The 25,712-nt window shown below is 70.6% G+C and carries 20 protein-coding genes; 5 read left to right on the top strand and 15 right to left on the bottom strand.

Going from position 1 to position 25,712, the window contains the following annotated elements; all coding sequences use genetic code 11:
* Positions 1 to 204 precede the first annotated feature (204 nt).
* From atzF to B042_RS0113255, 4 genes are all read right to left on the bottom strand, one after another.
* Positions 205 to 1,923, bottom strand: coding sequence for an allophanate hydrolase (gene atzF / locus B042_RS0113270; RefSeq protein WP_028648707.1), 1,719 nt, complete (start codon positions 1,921 to 1,923; stop codon positions 205 to 207).
* Complete coding sequence (gene uca, locus B042_RS0113265; RefSeq protein WP_028648706.1) at positions 1,923 to 5,543, bottom strand: urea carboxylase; 3,621 nt, start codon at positions 5,541 to 5,543, stop codon at positions 1,923 to 1,925. The genes atzF and uca overlap by 1 nt, the downstream gene beginning before the upstream one ends.
* A gap of 50 nt (positions 5,544 to 5,593) precedes the next feature.
* Entirely contained in the window at positions 5,594 to 6,304 is a 711-nt protein-coding gene (locus tag B042_RS0113260) for a GntR family transcriptional regulator (protein WP_028648705.1), read from the bottom strand.
* Positions 6,305 to 6,827: 523 nt separating this feature from the next.
* Complete coding sequence (locus B042_RS0113255) at positions 6,828 to 7,241, bottom strand: DoxX family protein (RefSeq protein WP_028648704.1); 414 nt, start codon at positions 7,239 to 7,241, stop codon at positions 6,828 to 6,830.
* Positions 7,242 to 7,381: 140 nt separating this feature from the next.
* Between B042_RS0113255 and B042_RS23105 the strand changes: the two genes are divergently transcribed.
* Positions 7,382 to 8,005 carry an NADAR family protein gene (locus tag B042_RS23105; protein ID WP_231494009.1) on the top strand — a complete coding sequence of 208 codons (624 nt, stop codon included), beginning with the start codon at positions 7,382 to 7,384 and terminating at the stop codon, positions 8,003 to 8,005.
* 251 nt (positions 8,006 to 8,256) lie between these two features.
* Positions 8,257 to 8,499 carry a hypothetical protein gene (locus B042_RS0113245; protein ID WP_028648703.1) on the top strand — a complete coding sequence of 81 codons (243 nt, stop codon included), beginning with the start codon at positions 8,257 to 8,259 and terminating at the stop codon, positions 8,497 to 8,499.
* A 92-nt stretch (positions 8,500 to 8,591) separates the two neighbouring features.
* On the opposite strand, the gene B042_RS0113240 is transcribed toward B042_RS0113245, so the two are convergent.
* Positions 8,592 to 9,878 carry an Ig-like domain-containing protein gene (locus tag B042_RS0113240; protein WP_028648702.1) on the bottom strand — a complete coding sequence of 429 codons (1,287 nt, stop codon included), beginning with the start codon at positions 9,876 to 9,878 and terminating at the stop codon, positions 8,592 to 8,594.
* A gap of 331 nt (positions 9,879 to 10,209) precedes the next feature.
* Positions 10,210 to 10,998, bottom strand: a complete 789-nt coding sequence (locus B042_RS0113235) for an AraC family transcriptional regulator (protein WP_028648701.1) — start codon at positions 10,996 to 10,998, stop codon at positions 10,210 to 10,212.
* A 109-nt stretch (positions 10,999 to 11,107) separates the two neighbouring features.
* Here B042_RS0113235 and B042_RS0113230 point away from each other — a divergent pair, with 109 nt between their 5' ends.
* Positions 11,108 to 11,659, top strand: coding sequence for a TIGR03086 family metal-binding protein (locus B042_RS0113230; protein ID WP_028648700.1), 552 nt, complete (start codon positions 11,108 to 11,110; stop codon positions 11,657 to 11,659).
* Positions 11,660 to 11,736: 77 nt separating this feature from the next.
* Here the strand turns inward: B042_RS0113230 and dacB are convergent, their stop codons facing one another.
* The 5 genes from dacB to B042_RS0113205 all read right to left on the bottom strand — a co-directional run bounded on the left by dacB (position 11,737) and on the right by B042_RS0113205 (position 19,443).
* The gene (gene dacB / locus B042_RS0113225; protein WP_028648699.1) at positions 11,737 to 13,362 is read right to left on the bottom strand and encodes a D-alanyl-D-alanine carboxypeptidase/D-alanyl-D-alanine-endopeptidase; all 1,626 of its coding nucleotides are present in this window, start codon (positions 13,360 to 13,362) and stop codon (positions 11,737 to 11,739) included.
* A 249-nt stretch (positions 13,363 to 13,611) separates the two neighbouring features.
* Complete coding sequence (locus B042_RS0113220; protein ID WP_028648698.1) at positions 13,612 to 15,717, bottom strand: ABC transporter ATP-binding protein; 2,106 nt, start codon at positions 15,715 to 15,717, stop codon at positions 13,612 to 13,614.
* Positions 15,714 to 16,634: an ABC transporter permease gene (locus B042_RS0113215; protein WP_028648697.1), complete on the bottom strand. Its 921-nt coding sequence runs from the start codon at positions 16,632 to 16,634 to the stop codon at positions 15,714 to 15,716. Before B042_RS0113215 ends, B042_RS0113220 begins: the two co-directional genes overlap by 4 nt.
* Complete coding sequence (locus B042_RS0113210; RefSeq protein WP_028648696.1) at positions 16,627 to 17,637, bottom strand: ABC transporter permease; 1,011 nt, start codon at positions 17,635 to 17,637, stop codon at positions 16,627 to 16,629. Before B042_RS0113210 ends, B042_RS0113215 begins: the two co-directional genes overlap by 8 nt.
* A 108-nt stretch (positions 17,638 to 17,745) precedes the next feature.
* Complete coding sequence (locus B042_RS0113205) at positions 17,746 to 19,443, bottom strand: ABC transporter family substrate-binding protein (RefSeq protein WP_028648695.1); 1,698 nt, start codon at positions 19,441 to 19,443, stop codon at positions 17,746 to 17,748.
* A gap of 622 nt (positions 19,444 to 20,065) precedes the next feature.
* Between B042_RS0113205 and B042_RS0113200 the strand changes: the two genes are divergently transcribed.
* Together B042_RS0113200 and B042_RS0113195 are read left to right on the top strand one after the other, a co-directional pair.
* The gene (locus B042_RS0113200; protein WP_028648694.1) at positions 20,066 to 20,539 is read left to right on the top strand and encodes a hypothetical protein; all 474 of its coding nucleotides are present in this window, start codon (positions 20,066 to 20,068) and stop codon (positions 20,537 to 20,539) included.
* A gap of 97 nt (positions 20,540 to 20,636) precedes the next feature.
* Positions 20,637 to 21,248, top strand: coding sequence for a rhomboid family intramembrane serine protease (locus B042_RS0113195; RefSeq protein ID WP_028648693.1), 612 nt, complete (start codon positions 20,637 to 20,639; stop codon positions 21,246 to 21,248).
* Positions 21,249 to 21,320: 72 nt separating this feature from the next.
* On the opposite strand, the gene B042_RS0113190 is transcribed toward B042_RS0113195, so the two are convergent.
* From B042_RS0113190 to dcd, 4 genes are all read right to left on the bottom strand, one after another.
* Positions 21,321 to 22,331 carry a glycine betaine ABC transporter substrate-binding protein gene (locus B042_RS0113190; protein ID WP_028648692.1) on the bottom strand — a complete coding sequence of 337 codons (1,011 nt, stop codon included), beginning with the start codon at positions 22,329 to 22,331 and terminating at the stop codon, positions 21,321 to 21,323.
* Positions 22,332 to 22,377: 46 nt separating this feature from the next.
* Complete coding sequence (locus B042_RS0113185; protein ID WP_028648691.1) at positions 22,378 to 23,613, bottom strand: proline/glycine betaine ABC transporter permease; 1,236 nt, start codon at positions 23,611 to 23,613, stop codon at positions 22,378 to 22,380.
* Positions 23,610 to 24,611 carry a glycine betaine/L-proline ABC transporter ATP-binding protein gene (locus B042_RS0113180; protein ID WP_028648690.1) on the bottom strand — a complete coding sequence of 334 codons (1,002 nt, stop codon included), beginning with the start codon at positions 24,609 to 24,611 and terminating at the stop codon, positions 23,610 to 23,612. Before B042_RS0113180 ends, B042_RS0113185 begins: the two co-directional genes overlap by 4 nt.
* A gap of 428 nt (positions 24,612 to 25,039) precedes the next feature.
* On the bottom strand, positions 25,040 to 25,633 hold the full coding sequence (dcd, locus tag B042_RS0113175) for a dCTP deaminase (RefSeq protein WP_028648689.1): 594 nt from the start codon (positions 25,631 to 25,633) through the stop codon (positions 25,040 to 25,042).
* Positions 25,634 to 25,712 lie beyond the last annotated feature (79 nt).

Below are 25,712 nucleotides of genomic sequence, written 5' to 3'. Positions count from 1 at the left end.
GCAAAACGGGACGGCCGGCCGGGAGGGTCCCGGAGCCGGGGCCGCAGCAACGGGACTGCGGAGGTCACACGGCGACCACGTGCGCATCGTCAGAGCCGGTGTCATCCACAGAAGCAGTGATGCGAGCGGGGCCGCTCGTGAACACCACAGCGCCACGGTGCCCCACCGCCCGGGCGACGAGGGGGTCGTCCGCGTCCGGGCGCTCTATGACACGTCCAGTGCCTGCCTGGCCTCCCGGGAGGCCAGGTAGGCGAGCCACCCGCCGTGGCCGGTGATGTCCTCGGCCCCGGCCACAGCGGCGGCCTCGCAGCCGAAACCCACCACCGAACGGCCGTCGGCCAGGGTGACCGAACCCAGCGCCATCGGTGCGGGCAACGCGGCCAGGAACGCGCCCAGCCCCGCAGGGGAGACCCGCCAGACCTCGCAGCGGATCGCTGCCCCGCCCTCGTCCACCCGCTGCAACCCCGGCTTGGGCGGTGTGGTGGCCAGGGCGTACATCCGGTAGTCCGTGCTGGTCTGCGCCTCCCGCACGAACCGCGCCCCCAGGTCGGTGAGCTGGTGGTTGAGCGGCTGCCCGCGCAGGTGCGCCCCGAACACGGCCAGCTCCACGCCCGGTTCCGGGTACACCTCCCCCGCTGGGAGGCCCGTCAGGGCGGCGGCCAGGTCCAAGGCCACCTGGTCCTCGAAAGCCCGGCCGACGAGGGTCACCCCGAAATCGTGCCCGTCCGCCTCCCCCACCGGAACCGCCACCGCCGACAGGTCCAGCAGGTTCACGAAGTTGGTGTAGGTGCCCATCCGCGAGTTCACCCCCACCGGGTCGGCCGCCACCTCCTCCAGGGTGGGATGGCCCACGGTGGTGGGCAGCATCAGCGCGTCGAACCCGGCCAGCAGTTCGCGCGCGGCCGACCGGTAGGCGACCAGCCGCTGCTGGTCGGCGGCGAGCGCGGGCGCGGCCAGGTCCGCCGCGGCCAGGATGATCCCCGACACCGTGGGATCGGCCGACGCGGGCTCGCCCTCCAGGAAATCGCCCACGGCGGCGTAGCGCTCGGCGACCAGCGCGCCGTCGTAGAGCAGCCGGGCCGCCTCCAGCAGCGGTGCCACGTCCACCTCCCCGATCTCCGCGCCGGTCTCCCGCAGGCGGTCGGCGGCGGCGCGGAAGGACGCGCGTTCGGCGGCGCTGAGCACCGCCAGCCCGTCGCTGGTCGGGACGGCCACCCTTCCGGCACCGCGCGGGGCCAGCCTGGTGTCAGCGGGCCAGGTGCGGCTGTACGGATCCTCGGGGTCGGGGCCGGTCATCACCTTGAGCACGGCCGTCGCCGACGCCAAGTCCGGACCGAACACGGTGACGCAGTCGTAGGGCCTGGCCGCCGGGACCACCCCGGTAGCGGGGACGAGCCCCACCGAGGGCTTGAGCCCCACGATCCCGTGCAGCGCAGCGGGCACCCGGCCCGACCCGGCCGTGTCGGTGCCCAGGGCCGCGTCGGCGATCCCCAGGGCGACGGCAACCGCCGAACCCGAACTGGAGCCGCCGGAGATTCGCTCGGGGCGGTGCGCGTGGCGGACCGCCCCGTAGGGGCTGCGCGTGCCGACCAGGCCCGTGGCGAACTGGTCCAGGTTGGTCTTGCCGAGCACCAGGGCGCCGGCCGCCGCCAGCCGCCGCACCGCCGTGGCGCTGCGCTCGGGCGTGTAGGCGTACTCCTCGCACGCCGCCGTGGTGGGCAGGCCGGCCACGTCGATGTTGTCCTTGACCGCGACGAGGACGCCCGCCAGCGGCAGGTCCTCCCCCGCCGCGAGGCGCTCCTCCACCGCCTCGGCCTCCAAAGCCACGTCCCGCTCGGGACGCAGGGTGACCCAGACCTCGGGGCGGTCGGCCGCCGCGATCCTGCGGTAGGCCTCGTGGACGCGGTCGGTCGGGGTGGGCATCAGGCGTCTCCTCCTCGCGTGATCACGGCCATGGCACGCCCGGGATCGAGGTGCTGGCCCGGTGCGACCAGGATGTCGGAGACCGTTCCCGCGCAGGGGGCCCGGACCACCACTTCCAGTTTCATGGCCTCCAGGACGACGACGGGCTGCCCCTCCTCGACGGTGTCTCCGGGGCGGACGTCCACCTTCCACACCGAGGCGGACAGCGGTGACTCCACCAGGCCCGCGCCGGGCGGCAGGTCCAGCACCCCGGCGTCGGCGACGGGTTCGGGCTCGGGGCGGTCCTCGAACTCGCCCGCCGCCTCCCACCGCTGCCGCTCGGCCTCGAAGGCTGCGTCCTGGCGCTCGCGGAAGACCCGGATGGAGTCGGCGTTCTCGGCGAGGAAGCGCTCGTGGTCGGCGAGGACGAACTCACCGTCGCTGATCTCCAGCTCGTGGCGTCCGGCAAGGAGGTCGGCGCGGATGTCCAGCAGCTCCTCCTTCTCCACCGGGTACCAGGTGAGCCGGTCGAAGAACCGCAACAGCCAGGGGGTCCCCGGTTCGAAGGGCCCGTACTGGCGCAGACCGGACCAGATGGGCACAGTGCGGCCGATGAGCTGGTAGCCGCCGGGGCTCTCCATGCCGTACACGCACAGGTAGGCACCGCCGATCCCCACCCCGGCCTCCGGCGTCCAGGTGCGCGCCGGGCTGTACTTGGTGGTCACCAGCCGGTGACGCGGATCAAGCGGGGTGGCGGCGGGTGCGCCCAGGTACACGTCACCCAGGCCCAGCACCAGGTAGGAGGCGTCGAAGACGGTGTCGCGCACCTGCTCCACCGTGTCGAGGCCGTTGATACGGCGGATGAACTCGATGTTGTCGGGGTTCCAGGGCGCGTCGTCGCGCACACTCGTCTCGTAGCGGCTGATCGCCTCGTGGATCGACGGGTCGTCGAAGGACAGCGGCAGGTGCAGGGTGCGGCTGGGCACCCGCAGGCGGGAGGTGGGCGGCAGCCCCTCCTCGATCTCCTGGAGGAGGCCGAGCAGCGAGCGCAGCGGCAGCGCCTCGGGGTCGGTGTGCAAGTGCAGGGAGCGCACGCCCGGGGTCACGTCGACGATGCCCTTCGGAGCCGCCTCGGCCAGCGCGGCCATGAGCGCGTGGACGCGCATGCGCATCCCCAGGTCCAGCACCATGGGTCCGTACTCGACGAGCAGGTTGTCGTGTCCGCTGCGGCGGTAGGTGACCTCGGGGGTGCCCTCGCCGGGCAGGATCCGTGCGAGGACCCCGTCGTCGCCGTCGCCGCCGCTGGAGCGCAGCAGCGGCGCGGCCGTCGGGGTGGTGTGCAGCTTCTCCGCGGCGGCCTCGGTCACCGGGTGGAACCGGACGGTGTCACCGGGGCGCAGTTGGCCGACCTTCCACCGGGAACCGGTGACCACGGTGACGGGGCAGACGAACCCGCCAAGACTGGGACCGTCGGGGCCCATGAGGACCGGGGTATCACCGGACAGGTTGACCGCGCCGACGGAGTAGGCGTTGTCGTGGATGTTGGAGGGGTGCAGCCCGGCCTGGCCGCCGTCGGGACGGGCCCAGCTCTGCTTGGGGCCGGAGAGGCGGACGCCGTTGCGGGCGGACTGGGGGTGCACCTTCCAGGAGGCCGCGTAGAAGTCGGCCAGGCCTTGGCGGGTGAGGAACTCGGGGGCGGCGTGCGGCCCCTCGGAGACCTCGACGTCCCAGTGCGCGCCGGTGCCCTCTCCCGCCTCGACGGGGGCGAGGAAGTCGGGGCGGTCGGCTTCGGGGACCGGACGCGGGTCCAAAGCGCCGGCGCCGGGGGCGGCGGGGCGGAGCACGTCGCCGAGCCGGAGGGCGCGTCCGCTGTGGCCGCCGTACTCCCCGGCGGTGAACGTGGCGGCGCTGCCGAGGTAGGCGGGCACGTCCAGGCCGCCGCGCACGAGCACGTAGGTGCGCATGCCGGGACCGTCGGCGAACCCGACGTCGAGCACACCGCCGCCCGGCACCTCCACCGGCTCCCACTGCGGCACCGGTTCGCCGTCGAGGGTGACACGGGCGGGCGCGCCGGTGACGCACACCGTCGCCGGCGCACTGAACCGCAGGGCGGGCCCCTCGACGGTGCACTCCAGTCCGGGGGCGCCCTCGGGGTTGCCCAGCGCACCGTTGCCCAGCCGGAAGGACAGGTCGTCCATGGGCCCCGACGGGGGGATGCCCACCTGCCAGTAGCCGGTACGGGCGGGCCAGTCCTGCACGGTGGTGAGGGTTCCGGCGCGCTCGACCTCGATCCGCGGCTCCGGATCGCCGACACCGGAACAGGTCGCGGTGGTGTGGGCGGCCTCGCGGACCTCCGGATGCGCGGTCAGGGCACGCAGCAGGCCCAGGTTGGTCTGGACGCCGTCGATCCGCGTCTCGGCCAGGGCCGCGCCGAGCCGGTCCAGGGCCTGGGCCCGGTCCGCCCCGGCGGCGATGACCTTGGCGAGCATGGGGTCGTAGTCGCTGGTGACGCGCTGGCCGGTCTCCACCCAGCCGTCGACGCGCACCCCGGCGGGCGTCTCCACCCGGGTGAGCAGGCCGGAGCTGGGCCGGAAGTCGTGTGCGGGGTCCTCGGCGTACACGCGGGCCTCGACGGCGTGGCCGGTCGGCACCGGCCCCTCCGGGGGGACGCCGTCGAGGACGTCCTCACCGCGCGCCAGCCGCAGCATCCACGCGACCAGGTCGACCCCGGTCACCTCCTCGGTCACCGGGTGCTCCACCTGGAGCCGGGCGTTGACCTCCAGGAAGGACGCCTCACCGCGGTCGACGTCGTAGACGAACTCCACCGTTCCGGCGCTGCGGTAGGCGGCTTCGGCGCACAGCGCGCGGGCGGTGCGGTGGAGTTCGGCGCGCAGGTCCCCGGGCAGGCCGGGGGCGGGTGCCTCCTCCACGACCTTCTGGTTGCGGCGCTGGAGGGAGCAGTCGCGGTCCCCGAGGGTGACGACGCGGCCGGTACCGTCGCCGAAGACCTGTACCTCGATGTGACGGGCGCGGGGGACGAAGCGTTCGAGGAACACGCCGCCCCCGCCGAAGTGGGTCTTCGCCAGTCGGCTCACCCGGTCGAAGGCGGAGCGCAGCGCGGCCTCGTCGTCGCAGGGCAGCAGACCGATCCCGCCGCCTCCGGCGGTCGACTTGAGGATGACCGGATATCCGATGTCCTCCGCCGCGGCGACCGCGGCACCGGCGTCGGCGAGGAGGCCGCTGCCCGCCACCATGGGCAGCCCGGCAGCGGCGGCGGCCGCGCGGGCGGTGTGCTTGTCGCCGAACTCCTCCAGGTGGCGGGGTTCGGGGCCGACGAACACCAGGCCCGCCGCCTCCACGGCGCGGGCGAAGGCGGCGTTCTCGGACAGGAAGCCGTAGCCGGGGTGGACGGCGCCGACCCCTGTGGCGGCGGCCGCGCCGAGTACGCGTGCGGTGTTCAGGTAGCTCTCGGCGGCCGGTGCCGGGCCGAGCCGGACGGCCTCGTCGGCGAGCCGGGTGTGCGGCGCGCCCGCGTCGGCGTCGGAGTAGACAGCGACGGTGCGCAGGCCCAGTTCCCGGGCGGAGCGGATGACGCGGCAGGCGATCTCACCGCGGTTGGCGACGAGCACGGAGTCGAACATGGTGGCTCTCCTTACCCCCCGGGTCCGGTGTGCCGGGAAGCGGGTTGGTGTCAGAGTGTGTCGGCGTGGAGCGCCATCTGGGTCAGGGCGCGTTGGGCGCGTTCGAGGACGACCTCCATGGAGGCGCCCACGTGTTCGTGCAGGGCGCGGTAGGCGGCGTCGAGCGCACCGTCGAGGAGGAGTTCGACGATGTCGATGTGCTCGGTGATGGTGGAGGTGATCCGGTCCTCGGTCAGGAAGTCGTACATGCGCACGCGGCGGATGCGGTGGTTGACGGAGACGAGGGACTCGGTGAGGGCGTGGTTGCCGGAGGTGCGGGAGAGGGCGGCGTGGAACTCCTCGTCCAGGAGGACGAACGAGGGGTCGGGGGCGGGAGGGTCGGCGCGCAGCTTCTCCCAGCGTTCGAGCTCGGCGGTGAGGACGACGCGGTCGTGGGTGAGGTCGGGGTCCTCGATGACGCGGGCGATGCCCCGCAGTTCGAGGGTGACCCGGAGTTCGTAGAGGTCGCGGAGCTCGGGGAGGTTGGGGACGGTAACGTAGAAGCCGTTCTCGCGGCGCTCGACGAGGCCGTCGGAGTGCAGGCGTGCGAGGGCCTCGCGCACGGGGGTGCGGGAGACGCCCAAGTGCTCGGCCAGGCGGACCTCGCCCAGGCGTGTGCGGGGGGTGACCCGCCCGCTCAGGACCTCCTCGCGCAACTGCACATAGACCCGATCGCGGCGCGATGCCGCGGGTTCCAGGCGTGTATACAGCGGTGTGTCCATGGGTTCGACGGTAGAAAGAACGTGTTTCGGCGACTCTGTTCGCGCGTGAACCCTGTGTTTCGCGTGACCGCGAGTGGCGGCCAAGCCACATCGCCACCGCCTGGGGCGTCCATCCTGACCCGGATGCCGGTCCCTGTCTCCCCGCCCGTGGCGTCCTTGACGACGTGGGTGCAGGTGACCACGTGATCGGTGGTGACGAGCACCGCCGCCCCGTACTGAGCGCTTCCGCCCCGGCCGGTGATCCGCAGCTGCCGGCCCCGGGGGCCGGGGGAACCGTTTCTGTGACCTGTTCGGGCACGGTACTCCGATTCGACGGAGGAGGCCGGTGCCCGGGGTGGGGACGGACCCGGAATACGTGGCCCCCGCAGTCTGCATGGATTCGTGTTCATATTAAATTGCCCCTCAAAAACGCGAAAATATCCGCAAACCAAAAATCGAAACATGAATGCGAATAAAAAAGACCTGCCCGTTCTTCACACGGACAGGTCGAGAGACAGAAGCCCCGGAACCCGAGGGCAGCCCCCTACCTCTCCTCGGACCGGCGGCCCCACGGCATGAGGCGGTCGAGGGCGAGCCTGCCGCCCGAGAAGCCCAGTGCCAGCGCAGACGTCCCCAGGACCAGCGCCAGCTCCCACTCCTCGAGGGGCTGGCCGAGGTGGGCGAAGACGTAGGCGGCGGCCATCTGGAGGAAGAGCAGGGCCCCGACCACGGGCAGCGCGAAGCCGAATGCCAGCATGAGACCGCCGACGACCTCCACCACTCCCCCGTAGACCGCGGCGATCTGCGGGAACGGGATCCCCAGCATCCCGAAGAACTCGGACGTGCCCGACGGGTCCAGCAGCTTGGGCAGGCCGTGGTAGACGAACACGGTCCCGGCCGCCAGCCTCGCGAGGAGGCCCGCGATGTCACCGAGCGGTCCGATCGTCTGCTTGCCCATGGGTTCCCTCCCGCGAACGGCGTCCCGGGGCTCGGCAGCACCGCCCCCGGAAGACGTGATGACTCATCACACCCATTCGATCACTCCAGGGCATGGAACGGCTGGCGGCTCGACCGAAAACCGGTACCGAACCGTCGAGGATGCCTGCGACGATGTCGGCCATGGTGGAGACGCGGAGACCGGTGGACGCACGTTCGGTGGCGGAACTCGTGGCGGCGGGCGGGCCGGTGAAGTTCCTGCACTTCTGGGGCCACCGGCCGCACCCGTCGGGCGAGGTGTCGGCGAGCTGCCTGTCGCAGTGGTGGCCCGCCGCCTTCACCGTGGACGGGGTCTCCTATCCGACCGCCGAGCACTACATGATGGCGGGCAAGGCGCGGCTGTTCGGGGACCGTGAGGCCCTCGACCGGATCCTGACCGCGGGCCACCCCCGAGACGCCAAGGCGCTCGGCCGCCGGGGGCGCGGCTTCGAGCAGGCGGCCTGGGAGGCGGCGCGCTTCGGGATCGTCGTGCGGGGCAGCCTCGCCAAGTTCGGCCAGAGCGCCGAACTGGAGGCCTTCCTGCTCGGCACGCGCAACCGGGTCCTGGCCGAGGCCAGCCCCCGGGACCGGGTGTGGGGGATCGGGCTGTCGGCGGGCGAGGAGGCCGCCGGGGACCCCGCACGCTGGTGCGGCCTCAACCTGCTGGGGTTCGCCCTCATGGAGGCACGGGCACTCCTGGCCGCGGACGGGACCAGCGGATCAGCAGTGGAACAATCTCATTCTTAGCCCCACTCGGTTTGGGAAGTGAAATTTCGCTTTCATCTGCCATGTCTGGCACCTCGGGGGGAGAATTCTCCCGGGGGAAACCTGTTGTTTGGCTCCGGGCGGTGTACGGCCCCAGTAGAGTCCGAGGACGCGAGCAGTACCGTGCCCGGGACAGCCGTCCGCGCAGGCACACACGGCGCGGCGCCTGCACCGTCGAAGAGCGCCGACCTTCTTTCTTTTCGCGGGACAATCACGAGAATCCGGGAAAACCCATGGCCTATTTCCGTGTCCAGCTCAGAAACGGCTCCTCCCACACCTTTCAGGCGGTGAACATGCGCGCCGACGCGCACAGCCTCTACCTGGAGGAACGTGCGGCGGGGGCCTGGCGCCCGGTGTTCACCTCGCCTCTGACCGAGGTGGAGCGCGTCCAGCGCCGCTTCACCGAGAACGACGGCACCTGGACCTGGCTCAACGAACAGTTGCCGGCTCCCATCGGCGGTGTGCGCGCCTGGTGAGACCGGCCCGCACGGCCGCGGGGAGAGCGCGAGGGGCGCCGGGACCCGTCGGGTTCCCAGCGCCCCTCATCCGTGCTCGGGCCGAGCGGGTGCTACAGGCCCTCGCCGTGGACGGAGCCGGGGGTGCCGGAGCCGTCGGTGTTCTGGGGCTCGCCGGTGGCGCTGTTGCCCAGCCACTCGTCCCAGGTCATCTGCCAGTAGCCCCAGCCGTTGTTCCACTGGAACTCGCGGGAGGTGCCGGTGGTGTCGAGGACGTCGCCCATGAGCGTGTTCTCGTAGAACCACTGCGCGTCCGAGAGCCCCACGTTGGTGCACCCGTGCGAGGTGTTGGCGGAGCCGATGGAGGGGTTGTAGGAGGCCTCGTGGACGAACTCGCCGCTGTTGGAGGTGCGGACCGCGTACTGCACGTCCACGGTGTAGGAGCCCGGTTCGTCGGCGGGGATGCCGACGGTGGCGGAGTCCATGGTCAGGTGCCGGTAGCGCTCCATGAGCACGTGGACGCCGGAGGAGGTGGTGTCGAAGTGGCGAGTGCCCTGGCCGTTGCTCACCGGGATGACGCGGTCCTGCTCGCCGTCGATGGTGATGACCATCTCGTGGTCGGGCACGTGCATCGTGGCGATGAGCTCGCGGCCGATCTCGAAGTCGATCCGGTGGTCGCTGACGCCGTACACGCCCTCGGAGGCCTCGACGCCCGCCAGGTGGAGGTCGACGGTGACGCTCTGGTAGGGCTCCCAGTACTCCTCGGTGCGGAAGACGGCCATCTTGTCCGACACCCAGTTCCAGGCACCGGAGATCTCCTGGTCGGCGATGACCTCCATCGCGTTCTCCACCTGCGCCTTGTTGGTGACGGGCAGGTCGAAGTTGATCACGATGGGCATGCCGACACCGACGGTGTCACCGCTGGTGGGGAAGTTCGAGGCCAGTTCCAGCCGTCGGCCGGGGGTGGCGTCGAGGGTGGAGAACTCGTGGACGGACTCGGTCGTCTCACCGGCCTCGTTCTCGGCAAGGGCCGTGACCACGACATCCGCACCGGGGTCCAGGTTCCAGTCGCTGACCCACTCGGTCCCCTCCGCGTTGAGGGTCCCGGTCATGTCGAAGAGCCCGCGGTTGTGCTCCTGCTCCGTCGCGGAGGCCTGCTCCACCCGGACGTCGGTGATGGTGCCGCTCTCGGCGATCACCCTGACCGGGGAGTTGGGGGCGATGTCGACGCCACCGTCCGCGGGGGTGATGGTCAGTTCCGCGGGGGCGGCGTCGACCACCGGTTCTTCCGTGCTCTGTGTCTCCGCACCGCCTGACGTACAGGCGGTGGCCGCGAGCGCGAACGCCGCCAGTCCGATGCCGAGCCGGCGCAGCGCCGCCTGGTGGGTCTTGCCCGTCACGTCTGGACCTCCATCTTGAACACCGGGTGCGTCGTGTGCGCTCTTGCCTCTGCCCTGTTTGACGCGCATCCAGGGAAAAGGTTCTGAAGTTCCACGGATCGCTACCGAGCGGTTATCCGCGACGCTCTGGGGGCAGATACGCCGGAGCCGACGAGGATACACCTAGAGGGCGGCGTGGCTCTCCACCGACCCAAGGCCGCACTTGCTGCACTTGCCTCACTTGCCGCAAAAACGTAGAACACGGTCATCCTCTCCACCAGGGAATACCCGAAACAACACGGTGGTTCCGGGTTCCTCACGGAACGTGAACCACAAGGTCACGGGCGGACGGTCACGACCGGCTCCGCGCCGCGTAGCGCGCCGGGGGTGCGCCCACCACGGCCGTGAAGTCGCGGATCAGGTGCGACTGGTCGCTGTACCCCAGGTCGGCGGCGAGGGCCGACCAGTCGGGCGTGGGCCCGGTCCGGGCCCGCTCGGCAACCTCGTAGAAGCGGTAGCGGCGGATCACGGTCTTGGGCGAGAGCCCCACGTGGTCGGCGAACCGGCGCTGGAGCGAGCGGACCGTCGTCCCCTCGCGCTCGGCCAGTGCCTCCACCCCGATGCCCGCGGGATCGGCCGCGATCCTCTCCACGAGGGCGGCCGTGTCCTCGGCGGGGTGCCGGCTCCCGGGCAGCCGCGAGGCCAGGAACCGGTCCACCGCGGCGATGAGGGTCCGTGGGTCCTCATCGCGGGGCGCGTCCGCCCCGAGGACCTCCGGCCACGGCAGTGCGGCGTCCACGATCGTGCGCATCGGACACCCGAGGAGGGGGCGGAACCCGGCCGGCCGGAACATCACCCCCAGCGCCCACCCTGTGCCCTCCAGGCTCTGGGTGCGGACGCCGGTGGCGGGGCCGTGCACCGTGGCGGTGCCGATGGTGAGGACCACGTTGACCACCGGGTGCGGGAACACACGCTGGGCGTGCGGTTCGCGGTCGGCCAGATCCCACGAGGAGAGCCAGTAGCGGTCCACGAGGCGGGCGACGGGGCCGGACGGCGCGTACCGGTCGAGCCGGAACCGGGTCAGCCCGGTCACCGGGTCGAGGATGCCGCGTGCGTCCTGGTCGACTGGGAGGGGGTACACGCCCCCATCGTAGGACTTTCGAACACGTGTCCTGTCGCGTTCGTCCAAGACACCCGAGGAGGCCCGCACGAGAATCGGAGTCCGACACCGATCTGGGAGGGACACCGCCATGGGCGGCACCGCCGAATACTACGACCGACTGGCCACCGGCTTCGCTGACGTGATCGCCGCGGTACCCGACGACCGCTGGTCCGGCCCCTCGCCCTGCGAGGGGTGGACCGCCCTGGACGTCGTCGGGCACGTGGTGGAGACCCAGGGCATGTTCCTGGGCCTGGTCGGCCGCCCCTTCGACGGGATCCCCCCGGTGGCATCGGGGCCCGGAGCCGCCTGGGACGCCGCCCGGGCGACGGTCCTGGCGGACCTGAACGACCCCGGACGCGCCGGTACTGGGTTCGACGGCTTCTTCGGCCGGACGACCTTCGCCGCGGCGGTCGAGCGGTTCCTCTGCTTCGACCTGGTGCTCCACCGCTGGGACCTGTGCTGCTCCACGGGGCAGGACGAGCGCCTCGACCCCGGGGACGTCCGGTGGGTGCGCACGACCGCCGACGGGTTCGGGGAGCACCTGCGCGGCGGGAAGGGCTTCGGGCCCGCGCTGGACGCCCCGGAGGGCGCGGACGAGCAGACCCGCCTGCTCGCCTTCCTCGGCCGCCGCTCCTGGTAGGAGACCGCCTCCTGTCCACAGCCCGTGGACAGGAGGCGGCAGGCGGAACACGACCCGCCCCTTCCCGCATCAGCCTGTCAGCAGGTCAGCTCCCAGGAGCACTCCAGCTCCCTGCTGCCCCTCGGCCCCGGCGCTCTCTCGGCGCGCAGCGCGATGACGGCCTCGTGGCCCAGGTACTCGGCAAGCCGGACGGCGATCGCGTCCTGTACCGGCCAGGGCACCCGGCCGGTGTGGCCGTTGTTGACGATGGCGAACACGCGCTGGTCTCCGTCGGGGCCGGTGACGTAGCCCGACAGGACGCTGACCCCGGTCATCGTGCCGGTCTTGGCCCGGACCACGCCGTCCGCGGCCGTGCCGCCCATCCGGCCGGCGAGGGTGCCGCCCACCCACGGGTCGGGGTCGCCCGCCAACGGGAGCGCCTCCGACCAAGTGCCGTACCAGGACGCCTCACGGCTGTGGTCGAGCAGCTCGGTGAGCGAGACCGCGGTGATCCGGTCGGTGCGCGAGAGCCCCGAACCGTCGTGGAAGACCAGGCCGGAGGTGTCCACGCCGAGCCCGGACACCGCCCGCTCCACGGCCGCCCCGCCGGACGACCACGAGCCCTCGCCGGAGGTCTCCCTGCCGAGGGTCTTGACCAGCATCTCCGCGTGGCCGTTGTTGCTGAACTTCAGCAGCGCGGGCAGCAGCTCGCCCAACTCCTCGGACTCGTGGTCGGCGAGCACGTCGATCCGCCGGTGGCGCTCGGGCGCCCGCCCCGGGGAGACGTCGCCGCGAACCGTGACGCCGTGCCGCTCCAGCGCCCTGCGGAACAGGTGCGCGGTGAACACGGCGGGCTCGTCGACGGTGCGCAGGCGCACCACCGGTGCGGCGCCCTCCGGCAGGGTGCCGGTGACCGTGATGGTGTTGGTTCCGGTGGGGCGGTCAACGACGACGGAGCCGCTCCCGCCCGCCGCCACGGTGACAGCGCTGTTGTCCAGTTCCATGTAGCCCTCGGCCGCGCCCAGGTCCACCCTGACCGGCTCGCCCTCGGCGGCCGGGGTGACCACCACCTCGGTCACACCGGTGTCGAGACGCTCGCCGTGGGCGACGGTCAGGGCGGAGATCTGCGCAGAGTAGGCGTAGGGCTCGTCCGAGGGCCACCAGTCGTCGACCAGCCGCTCGTCGTCGAACCAGGTGTCGTCGGCGACCACGTCCCCGCGCACCCCGCGCACACCCGAGGCGGCCACCTCAGCGGCCATGGCGTCCAGATCGTCGACGGTCAGGGCCGGGTCGCCGCCGCCGACCAGGTACACGTCACCCACCGAACGGCTCCGGCCCCGCCGGTCCGCCACTGCCTCGGTGGTGAACGTGTGGTCGGTGCCCAGCAGCTCCAGGGCCGCCGCCGTGGTGAAGAGCTTCATGGCGGAGGCCGGGACCAGGGGCTCGCCGCCGTCGCGCTCGTAGAGCCGCTCTCCGGTCTCGGGGTCGGCGACGACCACCCCGGAGACCGCGCCCGTCAGGGACGGGTCCGCCAGGAGGGCGTCGATGTCGGTGCGCAGGTCGGCCAGGGCCTGGCGCTCGTCGAGCGAGTCGGCGAACGCGGAGGGGGCCGGTGCCAGGACGGCCAGGGGCAGCACGGCCAGCGCGGCCGCGGCGAGGCGGGGCCGGCAGGCGAAGGCGCGGCCCGCTCCGGGACGCGGGCCGCGGGGAACTGCGGTGGTCATGGATCTCCTCGTGAGATCGTCGGTCGGGGAAGGCGCCGGACGGGCGCCGACACCACGAACGTAACGGAAGGTGACGCTCTCCGTACGCGAACGCGTCCAGGTGCCCCGCGGCCCCGGCCGGGCGTCCCCGTACCCTTCTCTCCCGCTGCCGCCCCGCGGTTCACGTCGGGCCGGGCACACGTCGGGCCGGTGGCGTGTGGTGCGTCGCCGCACTACACGCCACCGGCCCGATACCGGCGGGGCCCGGGTTCACAGGAGTTCGACGGCCTCCGAGTAGTGGCACGCGTCGCGGTGGCCCGATCCCCGGTCCAGCAGCTCCGGCGGCTCCTCGACACAGCGCGTCCGCTCTCCTTCGGAGAGCCCGTGGGCGAACTTCGGGCACCGGGTCCGGAACCGGCAGCCCGACGGCGGGTCGGCCGGGCTGGGCACGTCACCCGTCACGAGGATCCGCTCGCGCTCACGCTCCCGCACCGGGTCGGGCAGGGGGATGGCCGAGACCAGCGCCTGGGTGTAGGGGTGCGTCGGCTCGCGGAACAGCCGCTCGGTCGGGCCGGTCTCCACGATGCGGCCCAGGTACATCACGGCTACCCGGTCCGCGATGTGCCGGACCACCGACAGGTCGTGCGAGACGAACAGGTAGGACAGCCCCAGTTCCTCCTGGAGGTCCTCCAGGAGGTTGATGACCCCCGCCTGGACGGACACGTCCAGGGCCGACACGGGCTCGTCCAGGACGAGCACCTTCGGCTGGAGCGCCAGGGCGCGGGCGATCCCGATCCGCTGACGCTGACCGCCGGAGAACTCGTGCGGGTAGCGGGAGCCGTGTGCGGGGTCGAGGCCGACCAGGTCCAGCAGGTCTCCGGCCCGCTCCCGTGCCCGTCCGGCACGCTCACCGTGGATGCGCAGCGGTTCGCCGACGAGGTCGGCGACGGTCATGCGCGGATCGAGGGAGGCGAAGGGGTCCTGGAACACGATCTGGAGTTCGTGGCGGAGCGGACGCATCCGTCGGGGGGACAGATCGTGCAGGGGCTGCCCCCGGTACACGATCTCCCCGGAGCTCCGTTCGATGAGCCGCAGCAGCATCCGCGCGGTGGTGGACTTGCCGCAGCCGGACTCGCCCACCAGCGCGAGCGTCTCCCGCTCCCGCAGTTCCAGGGAGATCCCCGAGACCGCCTGTACCTCGCCGACCTTGCGCCGGAGCAGCCCCTTGGAGCGGATCGGGAAGTTCTTCACCAGGTCGTTGACGGTCAGGACCGGTGCACCCGTGGCCCGGGTGCGCTCCCTTCCGGCCGCCGCGGTGCCGTCGCCGAACAGGTCGGCGGGGCCGACACCGTCCAGTTCGCCGCTGTAGTGGCAGGCCGCGGTGTGGCCGGGGGCATCCGTGGCGGACAGGGCCGGTTCCTCGTCACGGCACCGGTCCCGGGCCATGGGGCAGCGCGGTGCGAACGCGCACCCGGCGGGCATCGCGTTCAGGGCGGGCGGGGTGCCCCGGATCGGGGTGAGGCGCGTGGCACGGTCCCCGTCCAGCCTCGGCAGGGAGCCGAGCAGCCCCAGGGTGTAGGGCATGCGGGGACTGTGGAACACCTCCTGGACCGGCCCCGACTCCACCACGCGGCCGCCGTACATCACGGCGACCCGGTCGACGTGCCCGGCCACCACTCCCAGGTCGTGGGTGATGAGCACCAGCGCGGCCCCGGTCTCGCGACGGGCCGCGTTCAGTGCCTCCAAGACCTGGGCCTGGACGGTGACGTCCAGGGCGGTCGTGGGCTCGTCGGCGACGATGACGTCGGGGTCGTTGGCCATCGCGATCGCGATCACCACGCGCTGGCGCATGCCGCCCGACAGTTCGTGCGGGTACTGCTTGACGCGCTGTTCGGGGTGGGGGATGCCCACCAGCCTCAGCAGTTCCAGAGCCCGCTCGTGGGCCCGTGCCCGGCCCACCCTGCGGTGCGCGAGCACGGCCTCGGCGATCTGGTACCCGACGGTGTAGACGGGGTTGAGCGAGGTCAGCGGGTCCTGGAAGATCATGGCGATCCGCTCGCCCCGCACCTTGCTGATCTCGGAGTCGGGCAGTCCCAGGACCTCCCGGCCCAGGACCTTCGCCGATCCGGAGACGCGCGCGTTCTTGGGCAGCAGGCCCATGACCGCCATCGAGGCCACCGACTTGCCCGACCCGGACTCGCCGACGATCCCCAGCGCCTCGCCCCTGCGCAGCGTGTAGGAGACGCCCCGGACCGCCCGGAGCGGCCCGTCCTCGGAGGTGAAGTCCACGCTGAGGTCGGTGACCTCCAGGACCGCCTCGTCGTCCGGCCGCACGGGGTCGGTCCCCGCACCGCCTGCACTGGTCGTCACGGTCATCGGCGCTCCATGGTCTGTCGCGGGTCCAGGGCGTCCCTGAGGCCGTCGCCGATGAAGTTGACGGTGAGGCAGATGACCACCAGGAGGACGCCCGGCGGGTAGAAGAGCCAGGGCCGGGTGGTGGCCGCCGTCCGGGCGTCGTCGATCATTCGGCCCAGGGAGATGTCGGGGAGTTGGATGCCGAAGCCGAGGAAGGACATCCCCGCCTCCAGCAGGATGGCCACCGCGATGAGGAGGGTCGCGGCGACGATGATGGGTCCGGCGGCGTTGGGCAACAGGTGCCGGACGATGATCCACCACGGTGAGGCACCCGCGGCCCGGGCCGCCTCCACGAACTCCTGTTCCCGCAGCGAGAGCACGACGCCGCGGACCACACGGGCGATCTGGGCCCAGGAGAACACCGCGATGATGAGGGACACCGCCCACCAGGTAGTGCCGCCGCGCACGGTGCCCGAGATCGCGGCGACCATGACCAGCAGCGGAACGATCATGAACACGTCCACCACACGCATCATCAGCGCGTCGGTCCGGCCCCCGTAGTACCCGGCGGCCGCGCCCCAGAGGGAGCCGACGACGGTGCTGAGGACCGACACGGTGAGGGCCACCTTCAGCGTCTGCTGGGCGCCTCGCATGAGCTGGCCCAGGACGTCGTGCCCGGCTCTGGTGGTGCCCAGGGGGTGGTCCCCGCCGGGCGGGACGCTCGGCGGGATCTCGCCGTGGACCCTGTGGTCCCAGGCCCAGAGGTGGGGACCGAGGAAGGCGAAGGCGGTGATCACCGCCAGGACGGCCAGGCTGACCATGGCGGGCCGGTGGCGGAGGAACCGGCGGACGATCATCTGCATCTGGGTGCGCTCGGGGCCGCCCACCGCCTCTGCCCGGGCGCGCGGCCCCGTGTCCGGCAGCGTCTTCTCACTCATAGCGGATCCTCGGGTCGAGCACGCCGTACAGCAGGTCGGCGATGAGGTTGGCGACGATGACGGTGGTGCCGCTGAGCATCAGCCAGGCCATCAGCGCGTAGGAGTCGTTGCTGTCGACCGCGGCGATGAAGAACTCGCCGAGGCCGCGCCACTGGAAGACGCGCTCGGTCAGGACCGTGCCGTCGATGATCGCGGCCATGCCCACTGCGGTCACCGTGGTCAGCGGGATCAGGGCGGTGCGCAGGGCGTGGCGGCGGATCACCACGCGTTCGGGCAGCCCCTTGGCACGGGCCAGGCGCACGTAGTCGCTGTTGAGCACCTCCAGCATGGAGGTGCGCTGGTAGCGGCTCCACGAGGCGAAGGTGGTCAGCATGAGCACGATCGTGGGCAGGGTCATGTAGGCGAAGGCGTTGGTGATCCTGCCCCACAGGTCCTGGCCCTGGGCCTGGTAGGTGCCGTCGCCGATCGTGGCGAAGACCTGGGTGCCGACGAGTTCGTTGAAGCCCACACCGGCACTCTGCATGATCCCGGCGAACCAGAAGGTGGGCATGGCCAGGGCGAGGAAGCCGATGAACGTCAGCGTGTAGTCGACCTTGGAGTACTGCCGCATGGCGCTGACGACCCCGGTCAGGACGGCCAGGCCGAAGGCGAGGACCATCGCCGCGCCCACCAGGCGGAGCGTGACGCCCAGGCGTTCGGCGATATTCGCGCCGATGTCGTAGGTGGTGCTCTGCGTTGAGGGGCCGAACTCGCCCTGGAGCAGGCCGATATCGCCGTTGCCGCCGATGCCGGTGACCCAGAGCCAGTACCGCTCGGCCATGGAGCGGTCGAGGTAGAGCCGCTCCTCCTGGAGCTGGATGACGGAGGGATCCGGCGGCGGCTGCTGCAGGCGCAGGTCAGCGAGCGGATCGCCGGAGACGTCGATCAGGACGAAGGTGAGGATCGACGCGAGGACGAGGACGGGCACCGCGCCCAAGAGGCGCCGCACCGTGTAAACGAGCATGGGTGTTCCTTCGGGAACGGGCCGAGGCGGACCCGGGCCGGGGTTCGGCGGCGCCGGGGCGCTGCCGTCGCGGGCGCCCCGGCCCGGGCCTTCAGTGCCTCACCCGGGTCATTCGGCGAGGGCCCACTCGCCGATGTTGTAGGTGGCGCGGAAGCTGGAGAACAGGTTGTCCTCGATGCCCGCGACCCGGTCGCTGGCGAAGAAGTAGTTCGGGTCGGCCAGGATGGGCAGGACGTAGGCCTCCTGGACGACGAGTTCGACGGCCTCGTTGGAGTACTCGGCGGCCTCGTCGAGGGTGGGGGCGGAGTTGGCGGCCTCGGCGGCGGCGTCGATGTCCTCGTTGGAGATGCTGCCGAAGTTGCTGCCGCTCTCGCTGTGCCAGAACTGGTGGGCGCTGCCGGCGAAGTAGGGGGAGCCGCTCCAGCCGAACTGGAAGATGTCGTAGTCGGCCTCGGTCAGGTCGCCTCCGAGGTCGTCGGACATCTCGATGTTGGCCTCGATGCCGATCGCGGCCAGGTGGGACTGGACGAGCTGCACGGAGGTGCTGCGGATGTCGGTGTCGGTGGTGCGCAGCCGCAGCGGCCCGACCTGCTCACCGTCGAGGGTGAGGGTGTCCCCGTCGAGCTCGTACCCGGCCTCCTCCAGGATCTCGATGGCCGCCTCGGTGTCACCGGTGCCCTGGGCGGTCTCGCCGATGTAGTCCGTGTAGTACTCGCTGTCGCTGTTGAAGATGTGGTTGTTCTTCAGCTCGTAGTCGGGGTAGCCGGTGCCGTAGAGGCGTTCGGCGATGTCGGCGCGGTCGATCGCGGTGAAGATGGCGCGGCGCAGTTCGACGTCGGCGAGCCACTCGTTCTCGGTGTTGAGGTCGATGTGCTCCCAGGTGGAGCCCTCGGCGACGGTCACGGTGGCACCCGGCAGGTCCTGGAGACCGAGGATGACGTCCTCGGAGTACTGGGCGGGGTTGGCGCCGTCGATCTCACCGTTGGCGAAGGCGGTGACGAAGGTGCCCTCCTCGGTGTTGAAGGGGTGGATGATCCGGTCCACCTGCGTCTCGGCACCCCACCATTCGGGGTTGGGCTCCTTGACGACCTGGTTGGTCAGGTCGCCGTCGACGATCTGGAAGGGGCCGCCGGACCACTCGGGGCGGGTGTCGTGCAGCCAGGTGTAGAACTCGCCGAGCTGGTCGGGGTCCTCGACGTCCCAGCCGTTCTCCTCGGCCAGGTGGGAGGGGTAGAAGCCGGCGCCCGCGCTGGCGAAGTCGAACAGGCTCGTCCACTCGGGGTCGGCCATGCCCTCCTTGAGGGTGACGGTGAGGGTCTTGCCGTCGACCTCCATCGTGTCGATCATGTCCTCGGTGGCACTGCCGCGGGGGTCGCAGGTCGTGCAGTAGCCCTCGCTGGGGGAGGCGGTCATCATCACGGTGACCCGCAGGTCCTCGGCGGTCATCGGCGTACCGTCGTTCCAGACGGCGTCCTCGTGGAGGGTGAAGCTGTACTGGAACGGGCCCTCGTCGAGGTCGCCGTTGATGAGGACTGGCTCCTCGGCGAGGACGTCCATGTTGAACTCGTACTCGCCGTTGGGCAGGTAGGTTCCGGTGTTGGGGACCACGCCGGAGAGCATCTGGACGGTGTAGACGCTGCCGCCGGCACCACTGGTGCTGGCCCACTGCGATGGGACGTTGTTGATCACCCAGGTGATCTGCCGGACCTCCTCGGCGGGGTCCGCCCCGCCGGCGCAGGCCGTCAGAGCCATCATCGCTGAGGTGCCCGCCGCGGCGAGCGCAAGCGTCTTCCTACTTCTGTGCATCGGTTCCACCCTTGGTCACTGATACCAGCCGAACGTCTATCGTTTCAATGCTTCGCGCATACCCCGACGAAGTTAGGCGATTAGTCAGCTAGAAGACCATTAAGCGAAATGTCTGTATAGCCCTGAGGCCGAATTCGTGACCGATCCGCAATCGCCGCGCGCTCCTCGCTCGACCCGGCGGAACCGCCTTCGTGACTCCGGGGAAACATCACCGCAAGGGAGTATGTTCGCGCAGCTCAGCGCGGATCTCTATCCGATCTTCATGACTCCTTGATTCGGGCGTAACATAATTAATTTATAGATCCCGACCAAGGCTTTCCGGCTACTGGGAGTAAACCGGGAGCAGCAACGGCCAGCATTCCGTACCGCACCGCCGGAGAAAGCGGCCACCTCCGCACACCCTCCGCAGCACCCGCCCCGAACAGCTGGAACACCGACGCCCGACGCGATCATGACACACGCGCACATCATAGTCACAAAAAGTAACAAAAAGGGGTGTGGCGCCGGTGAGCGTGCGGCATACTGGATGTCCGAAACCCCCGAGCGCAGGACCTATGAGCCGATAGGGTTTCGACCGGTGCCCACCACCCCCATGCAGCACTTCAGCGAAAGAGGCCCCGCCGTGTCCGAAACCGTCCGCATGGTCTGCCCCGTGGGTCGCAAGCACGTGGAGCTGTGGAGCGGTTGCCTGCTGGTGGCGGCGGCCGCCGCCATCGCGATCGCCGCCGGAGGCCACTGGGCCGCCGTCGCCCCAGCCCTCGTCCTCGCCGCCTGCGGCGTCGCCCTGGCCGTCCACGGACGCCTCATCAAGGCACCCGTGCTGGAGGTCGCCGACGGCGAGTTCCACTACACGCGCGGCCGCTACACCGTCAGCGTCCCCTTCCACTCCATCGGCTCCTACCACGTGCTTCCCGGCCGCATCCGGTCCCTGGCCCTGTACGACACCGCCGGACGGCCCAAGCGCTTCCCGTCGCTCCAGAAGCGCCGCACGGCCCGCACCCACCTGCCGCTGACCGGGATCACCAGGCCCGCCAGGGTGGAGGCGTTCATGGCCGCCGCCGGAATCCCGCCCCGCGAGCGTGCGCTGCCGTCCTGAGCACGGGCCCGCGCCCCACCGGCCGCCCCCGTTCTTCGGCACACCAGGAACCACGCCGACATACCGGGACCAGGGCACATCATCTACCCTCGGTGGGGTGAAGCAGTCCAGAATCACCGCCATCCTGACCGTAGCGGGGATGCTCGCGACCATGTGGGTCTTCGAGATCCTCGACAGCGTCCTGTTCATGGAGAGCCTCGACAGGCGGTTCGGGCTGCGCGCCTGGACCCTCGACGACCTCTGGACCGTTCTGACCGCGCCGTTCATGCACGGCAACCTTCCCCACCTCATCGGAAACTCGCTGCCGTTCCTGGTCCTGGGCTCCCTGGTGGCCTTCAGCGGGCTCAGCCGGTTCCTGCTGACCACGCTGATCGTGACCCTGGTCAGCGGGGTGGGGGTCTGGCTGTTCAGCACCCCCGGCACACTCACCGTCGGCGCCAGCGGCCTGGTCTTCGGCTACTTCGGCTACACCGTCCTGCGCGGCATCATCGAGCGCAAGACCGTCGACATCGTGATCATGATCTGCGTGATCATCTTCTACGGCACCATGATCTGGGGGGTCCTGCCCCAGTACCCCGGCGTCTCCTGGCAGGCGCACCTGTTCGGGTTCATCGGCGGACTCGTCTCCGCCTACGCCCTGCCCAAACGGGAGAACCCCCGGGACGACCGGTGGAACCCCGGAGCACAGGGCGGCTACTACGCCCCCTGACCCGCACACGGGCGGGCCGCCTCCCCAGGGGGAGGCGGCCCGCCCTTCGCTTCAGGTTCGAAGAGGCACGGCCTAGAACTCCAGGCCCTCGGCGTCCTCACCCAGCGTGCGCTCCAGGAACTCGGGGTTGTCCGCGAGCCAGGTGCGGGCGCCCTCCAGCGGGTCCTCCACGTCCGCGGCCGCGGTCAGGGCCTCCAGCTCGCCCAGCTCCTCGTCGTTGAGCTCGAAACCGCTCAGCCAGGAGGCGGCGTTCGGGTAGTCCTCAGCGAAACCGGTGCGGCCGATCGAGTGGATCGTCTCCGCGCCGCCCATCATGCCCTCGGGGTCCTCCAGGTCCTTCAGGTCGTACTGGGCGTAGGCCAGGTGCGGACGCCACAGGGTGACGACGATCGGCTCCTCGGCCTGGTAGGCGGAGTCCAGTTCGGCGAGCATCGCGCCCGTGGAGGACTCCAGCAGCTCGAAGTCGTCCTCCAGGCAGTAGCCCGGCATGGCGTGTTCCTTGGTGGTGCGCACCAGGCCGGAACCAGACTCGATACCGACGATCTCGCCGCCCAGGTCGTCGGCGTGCCCGCGCAGGTCCGCGATGGTGTTGACGTCCTCCATGTAGGTGGGGACCGTCAGCGTCAGGACCGCGTTGTCGTACCAGGCACCCAGGTTCTCCAGGTCGGAGCCGTAGTCCGCCCAGTAGTCCGAGTGGGTCTGGGGCAGCCAGGTGTCCAGGAAGAGGTCGATGTCGCCCTGGGCGGTGCCCTGGTACATGGGGGCGACGTCGAGCTCGGTGATGGTGACGTCGTAGCCCTTCTCCTCCAGGATCGCCTGCCACAGGTTGGTGGCGGCGATGCCCTCCTCCCACGGGATCAGGGCGATGTTGATCTCCTCGGCGTCCTCACCGGACTCGGGGATGTCCACCACGGGGATGTCGGCGTTCTCGACCACCGGCGCCTCGGCACCGGGCACGCACTCGTCCGCGGCCTGGTCGCCGCCCTCCTCCCCGGTCAGGTCCTGGTCGCCGCCGCCACAGGCGGTCAGCAGAAGGCTTCCACTCAGGCCCAGGGCCGTGAGCGCTGCGAGACGCGCGTTCATAGACTCTTCCTTCCCTCGGAATCTGGGTTCTTCGGAATCTGGGTTCTCACGAGCGCGCACTCGCGGCGCGCGCCTGCGGGGTCTTGTCGGTGACGGCCGCCGTCAGCCTGTCGAGGAAGATCGCCAGGATGACCACGGCGATGCCAGCCTCGAACCCGAGAGCGCCGTCGTTGCGGGCGATGCCCTGGTAGACCTGGTTGCCCAGGCCTCCGGCACCGACCATGCCCGCGATGACGACCATCGAGAGGCTCAGCATGATGACCTGGTTGATACCGGCCATGATCGTGGGGAGGGCTAGCGGGAACTGGATCCCGGTGAGGATCTTGCGGCTGGGCGCCCCGAAGGCCTCCCCGGCCTCCACCAGCTCCTTGTCGACCTGGCGGATGCCGAGCTCGGTCAGGCGCACGCCGGGCGGCATCGCGAACACGATGGTGGCGACCACGCCCGGCACGGACCCGATCGAGAAGAAGAAGATCGCCGGGATGAGGTAGACGAAGGCCGGCATGGTCTGCATCAGGTCCAGGATCGGCTTGACCGTCTTGCTGACCGTGCCGTTGTAAGCGGCCAGGACCCCGATCGGCACCGCGACGGCCACGGCGATGACACTGGCCACGAGCACCAGGCCGAGGGTGTCCATGGCGTTGGTCCACTGCTCCACGGACGCCACGAGCGCCAGCGCCACCAGCGCGAACAGGCCCATGCGCCACCCGGCCACCAGCCAGGCGAGCAGGCTCAGCAGCAGGAGCATGAGCAGCGCCTCGGGTTCGGTCACCAGGAGGGGCAGCACGAACCAGCCGAGCAGGACCGCCACCAGCCACCCGCCCGCGACGACACCGGTGCGGACCCGGGTCGACCGTTCCAGGGCCCCGAGCACCGTGACGGCGAGCAGTGACAGGAACGCGACGACGAAGAACCCGTCGGCGTACTCGCCGGTCACGTCGATGAGCCAGAGGATCGGCGCGGGCGGCAGGAGGTTGTTGATGATCCAGTCCCCCGCCCCGGCGAACACCTGGAGGAGGAGCAGCAGCGCGCTCGCGGCCGCGATCACCAGGACCGGCACGGTCCGGATCCGCAGCAGCGGCAGCGCGACGGCCACCGCGGCGATGAGCGCGAGCTGACCGGCAGCGGGTTCGGTGAAGAACCCGGAGAGGAGGTCCACGGACCAACTGATGAACGCGCCGAGGGCGTCGAAGAACCACCCGAAAGTGGACTTGAGCCATCTGTTGAGCGCCTCGAAACCGGCACCGATCGGAATGCTCGGCGGGAAGTCGACGGGTGTCACTGGCTCTCCTCCCCGTCGTCGGCACCGGAGAGCGCGGCGAGCACGGACTCGCGCGTCACCGTCCCGACCGTCCGGCCCTCGTCGACCACGCGCATGCGGTCGGCGGCGCTCACGTCGGGGTACAGGTCGGCGATCGGGGTGTCGGCGTCGACCTTGGGCAGGGAGTCGTCGGCATCGGCTGTGGAGTCGAGCGCCGACACGGCGGTGAGCACGCGCGTGCGGTCGACGTCCTCGGTGAAGCGCGCGACGTAGTCGTTGGCCGGCTTGCTGAGGATCTCCTGGGCGGTGCCGATCTGGGCGACGCGGCCGTCACGCAGTACGCAGATCCGGTCGCCCAGGCGCATGGCCTCGTTGAGGTCGTGCGTGATGAAGACGATGGTCTTGCCCAGCGACTTCTGGAGTTCGAGGAGCTGGGACTGCATGTCACGGCGGATCAGCGGGTCCAGGGCGCTGAACGCCTCGTCCATGAGGATGATGTCGGTGTCCGCGGCCAGGGCGCGGGCCAGGCCCACGCGCTGCTGCATACCGCCGGAGAGCTGGTGGGGCAGCCGCTCCTCCCAGCCGCCGAGTCCCACGAGTTCGAGGGTCTCGTCGGCCTTGCGGTCGCGCTCCTCACGCGGCACGCCGCGCAGCTCCAGCCCGTAGGCGGCGTTCTCCCGGACGGTGCGGTGCGGCAGGAGGGCGAAGTGCTGGAAGACCATGCTGATCTTCTCACCGCGGAGCGCGAGAAGGCTCTTCTTGTCCAGGGCGGAGATGTCGACGCCGTCGACCGCCACGGTGCCCGCGGTGGGCTCCAGAAGGCCGTTGAGCATGCGGATCAGGGTCGACTTGCCCGAACCGGACAGGCCCATCACCACGAAGATCTCTCCGGGCTGCACCTCGAACGAGACGTCGATGACGGCAGCGGTGACGTCGAGGTCGGTGATGGTGTCCCGGTGGCTGCCGTCAGAGAGACGCTCGACGGCGGCCCTCGTCCGTTTCCCGAACACCTTGTACAGGTGGTCTGCGCGTACTGCTGGCACGGTCTCCTCTAGGGGGCTGTCACGCCGCGAAGCCTGCCCAGGCACAGTGTGGTGTCCCTTCGTCGCTCGCGGTTCCCTCAGGTGACGGGTCGGCGCGGAGCCCCCGTCCGCGCCCCCGGGGACGGGGCAGAGCCGTCACCTGATCACGTCAGCTCGTCACGGTACCGGCGAAGTACACCGACGGTTTAACCCGACGATAAACACCCGATAACGGGTTTAACCTGGGTAAAAATCGACCACCAGCCCACATCAGGAGATGTGGGCACGCCAAAGCGCCCGGTTGTGATCTGTGCCACCGGGAGAAAAGATGTGACTCCGGTCACTTATTCAATGTGGCCACTTCAACGAAACGGTGCCCCTCGCGCCCCTGGGTCAGGGCCGCGTCACACACGGCACTGGAGTACTCAGCGCTCCTGTGGGGCGGGGATCGGCGTTCGGGTGAAGTTCATGTGCGCACGAGAGGGCGTGGGCCCCCGCTGCCCCTGGTACCGGGAACCGTACCGGGCGGAGCCGTAGGGGTACTCGGCCGACGAGGAGAGCCGGAACAGGCACAACTGGCCGATCTTCATACCCGGGTAGAGCTTGATCGGCAGGGTCGCCACGTTGGACAGTTCCAGGGTGACGTGCCCGGAGAACCCGGGGTCGATGAACCCTGCCGTGGAGTGGGTGAGCAGCCCCAGACGCCCCAGGGAGCTCTTGCCCTCCAGGCGGCTCGCAAGGTCGTCCGGAAGGCTGACCACTTCGTAGGTGGAGGCCAGCACGAACTCGCCGGGGTGCAGTACAAAGGCGTCGTCGCCTCGGGGCTCCACCAGCCGGGTCAGGCCCGGCTGCTCCACCGAGGGGTCGATGTGGGGATACCTGTGGTTCTCGAACACCCGGAAGTAGCGGTCCAGCCGGACATCGATGCTGGAGGGCTGGACGAGGTCCGGATCGAAGGGGTCGATACCGACCCGGCCGGCGTCGATTTCGGACCTGATATCGCGATCGGAGAGGAGCACGGTCCGAACCTACCGCCTGCGGCGACGCCCCGTCCGAGGCGGCGGCCCGGTGGCACGGGCCGGAAATCCGGTTACCCGT

Origin of the sequence: Nocardiopsis sp. CNT312, from assembly GCF_000515115.1 — a bacterium.
In the GTDB taxonomy this organism is placed as follows: Bacteria; Actinomycetota; Actinomycetes; order Streptosporangiales; family Streptosporangiaceae; genus Nocardiopsis.
Note: the sequence above shows the minus strand (reverse complement) of the source record. Positions and strands in the feature narration are given on the sequence as shown.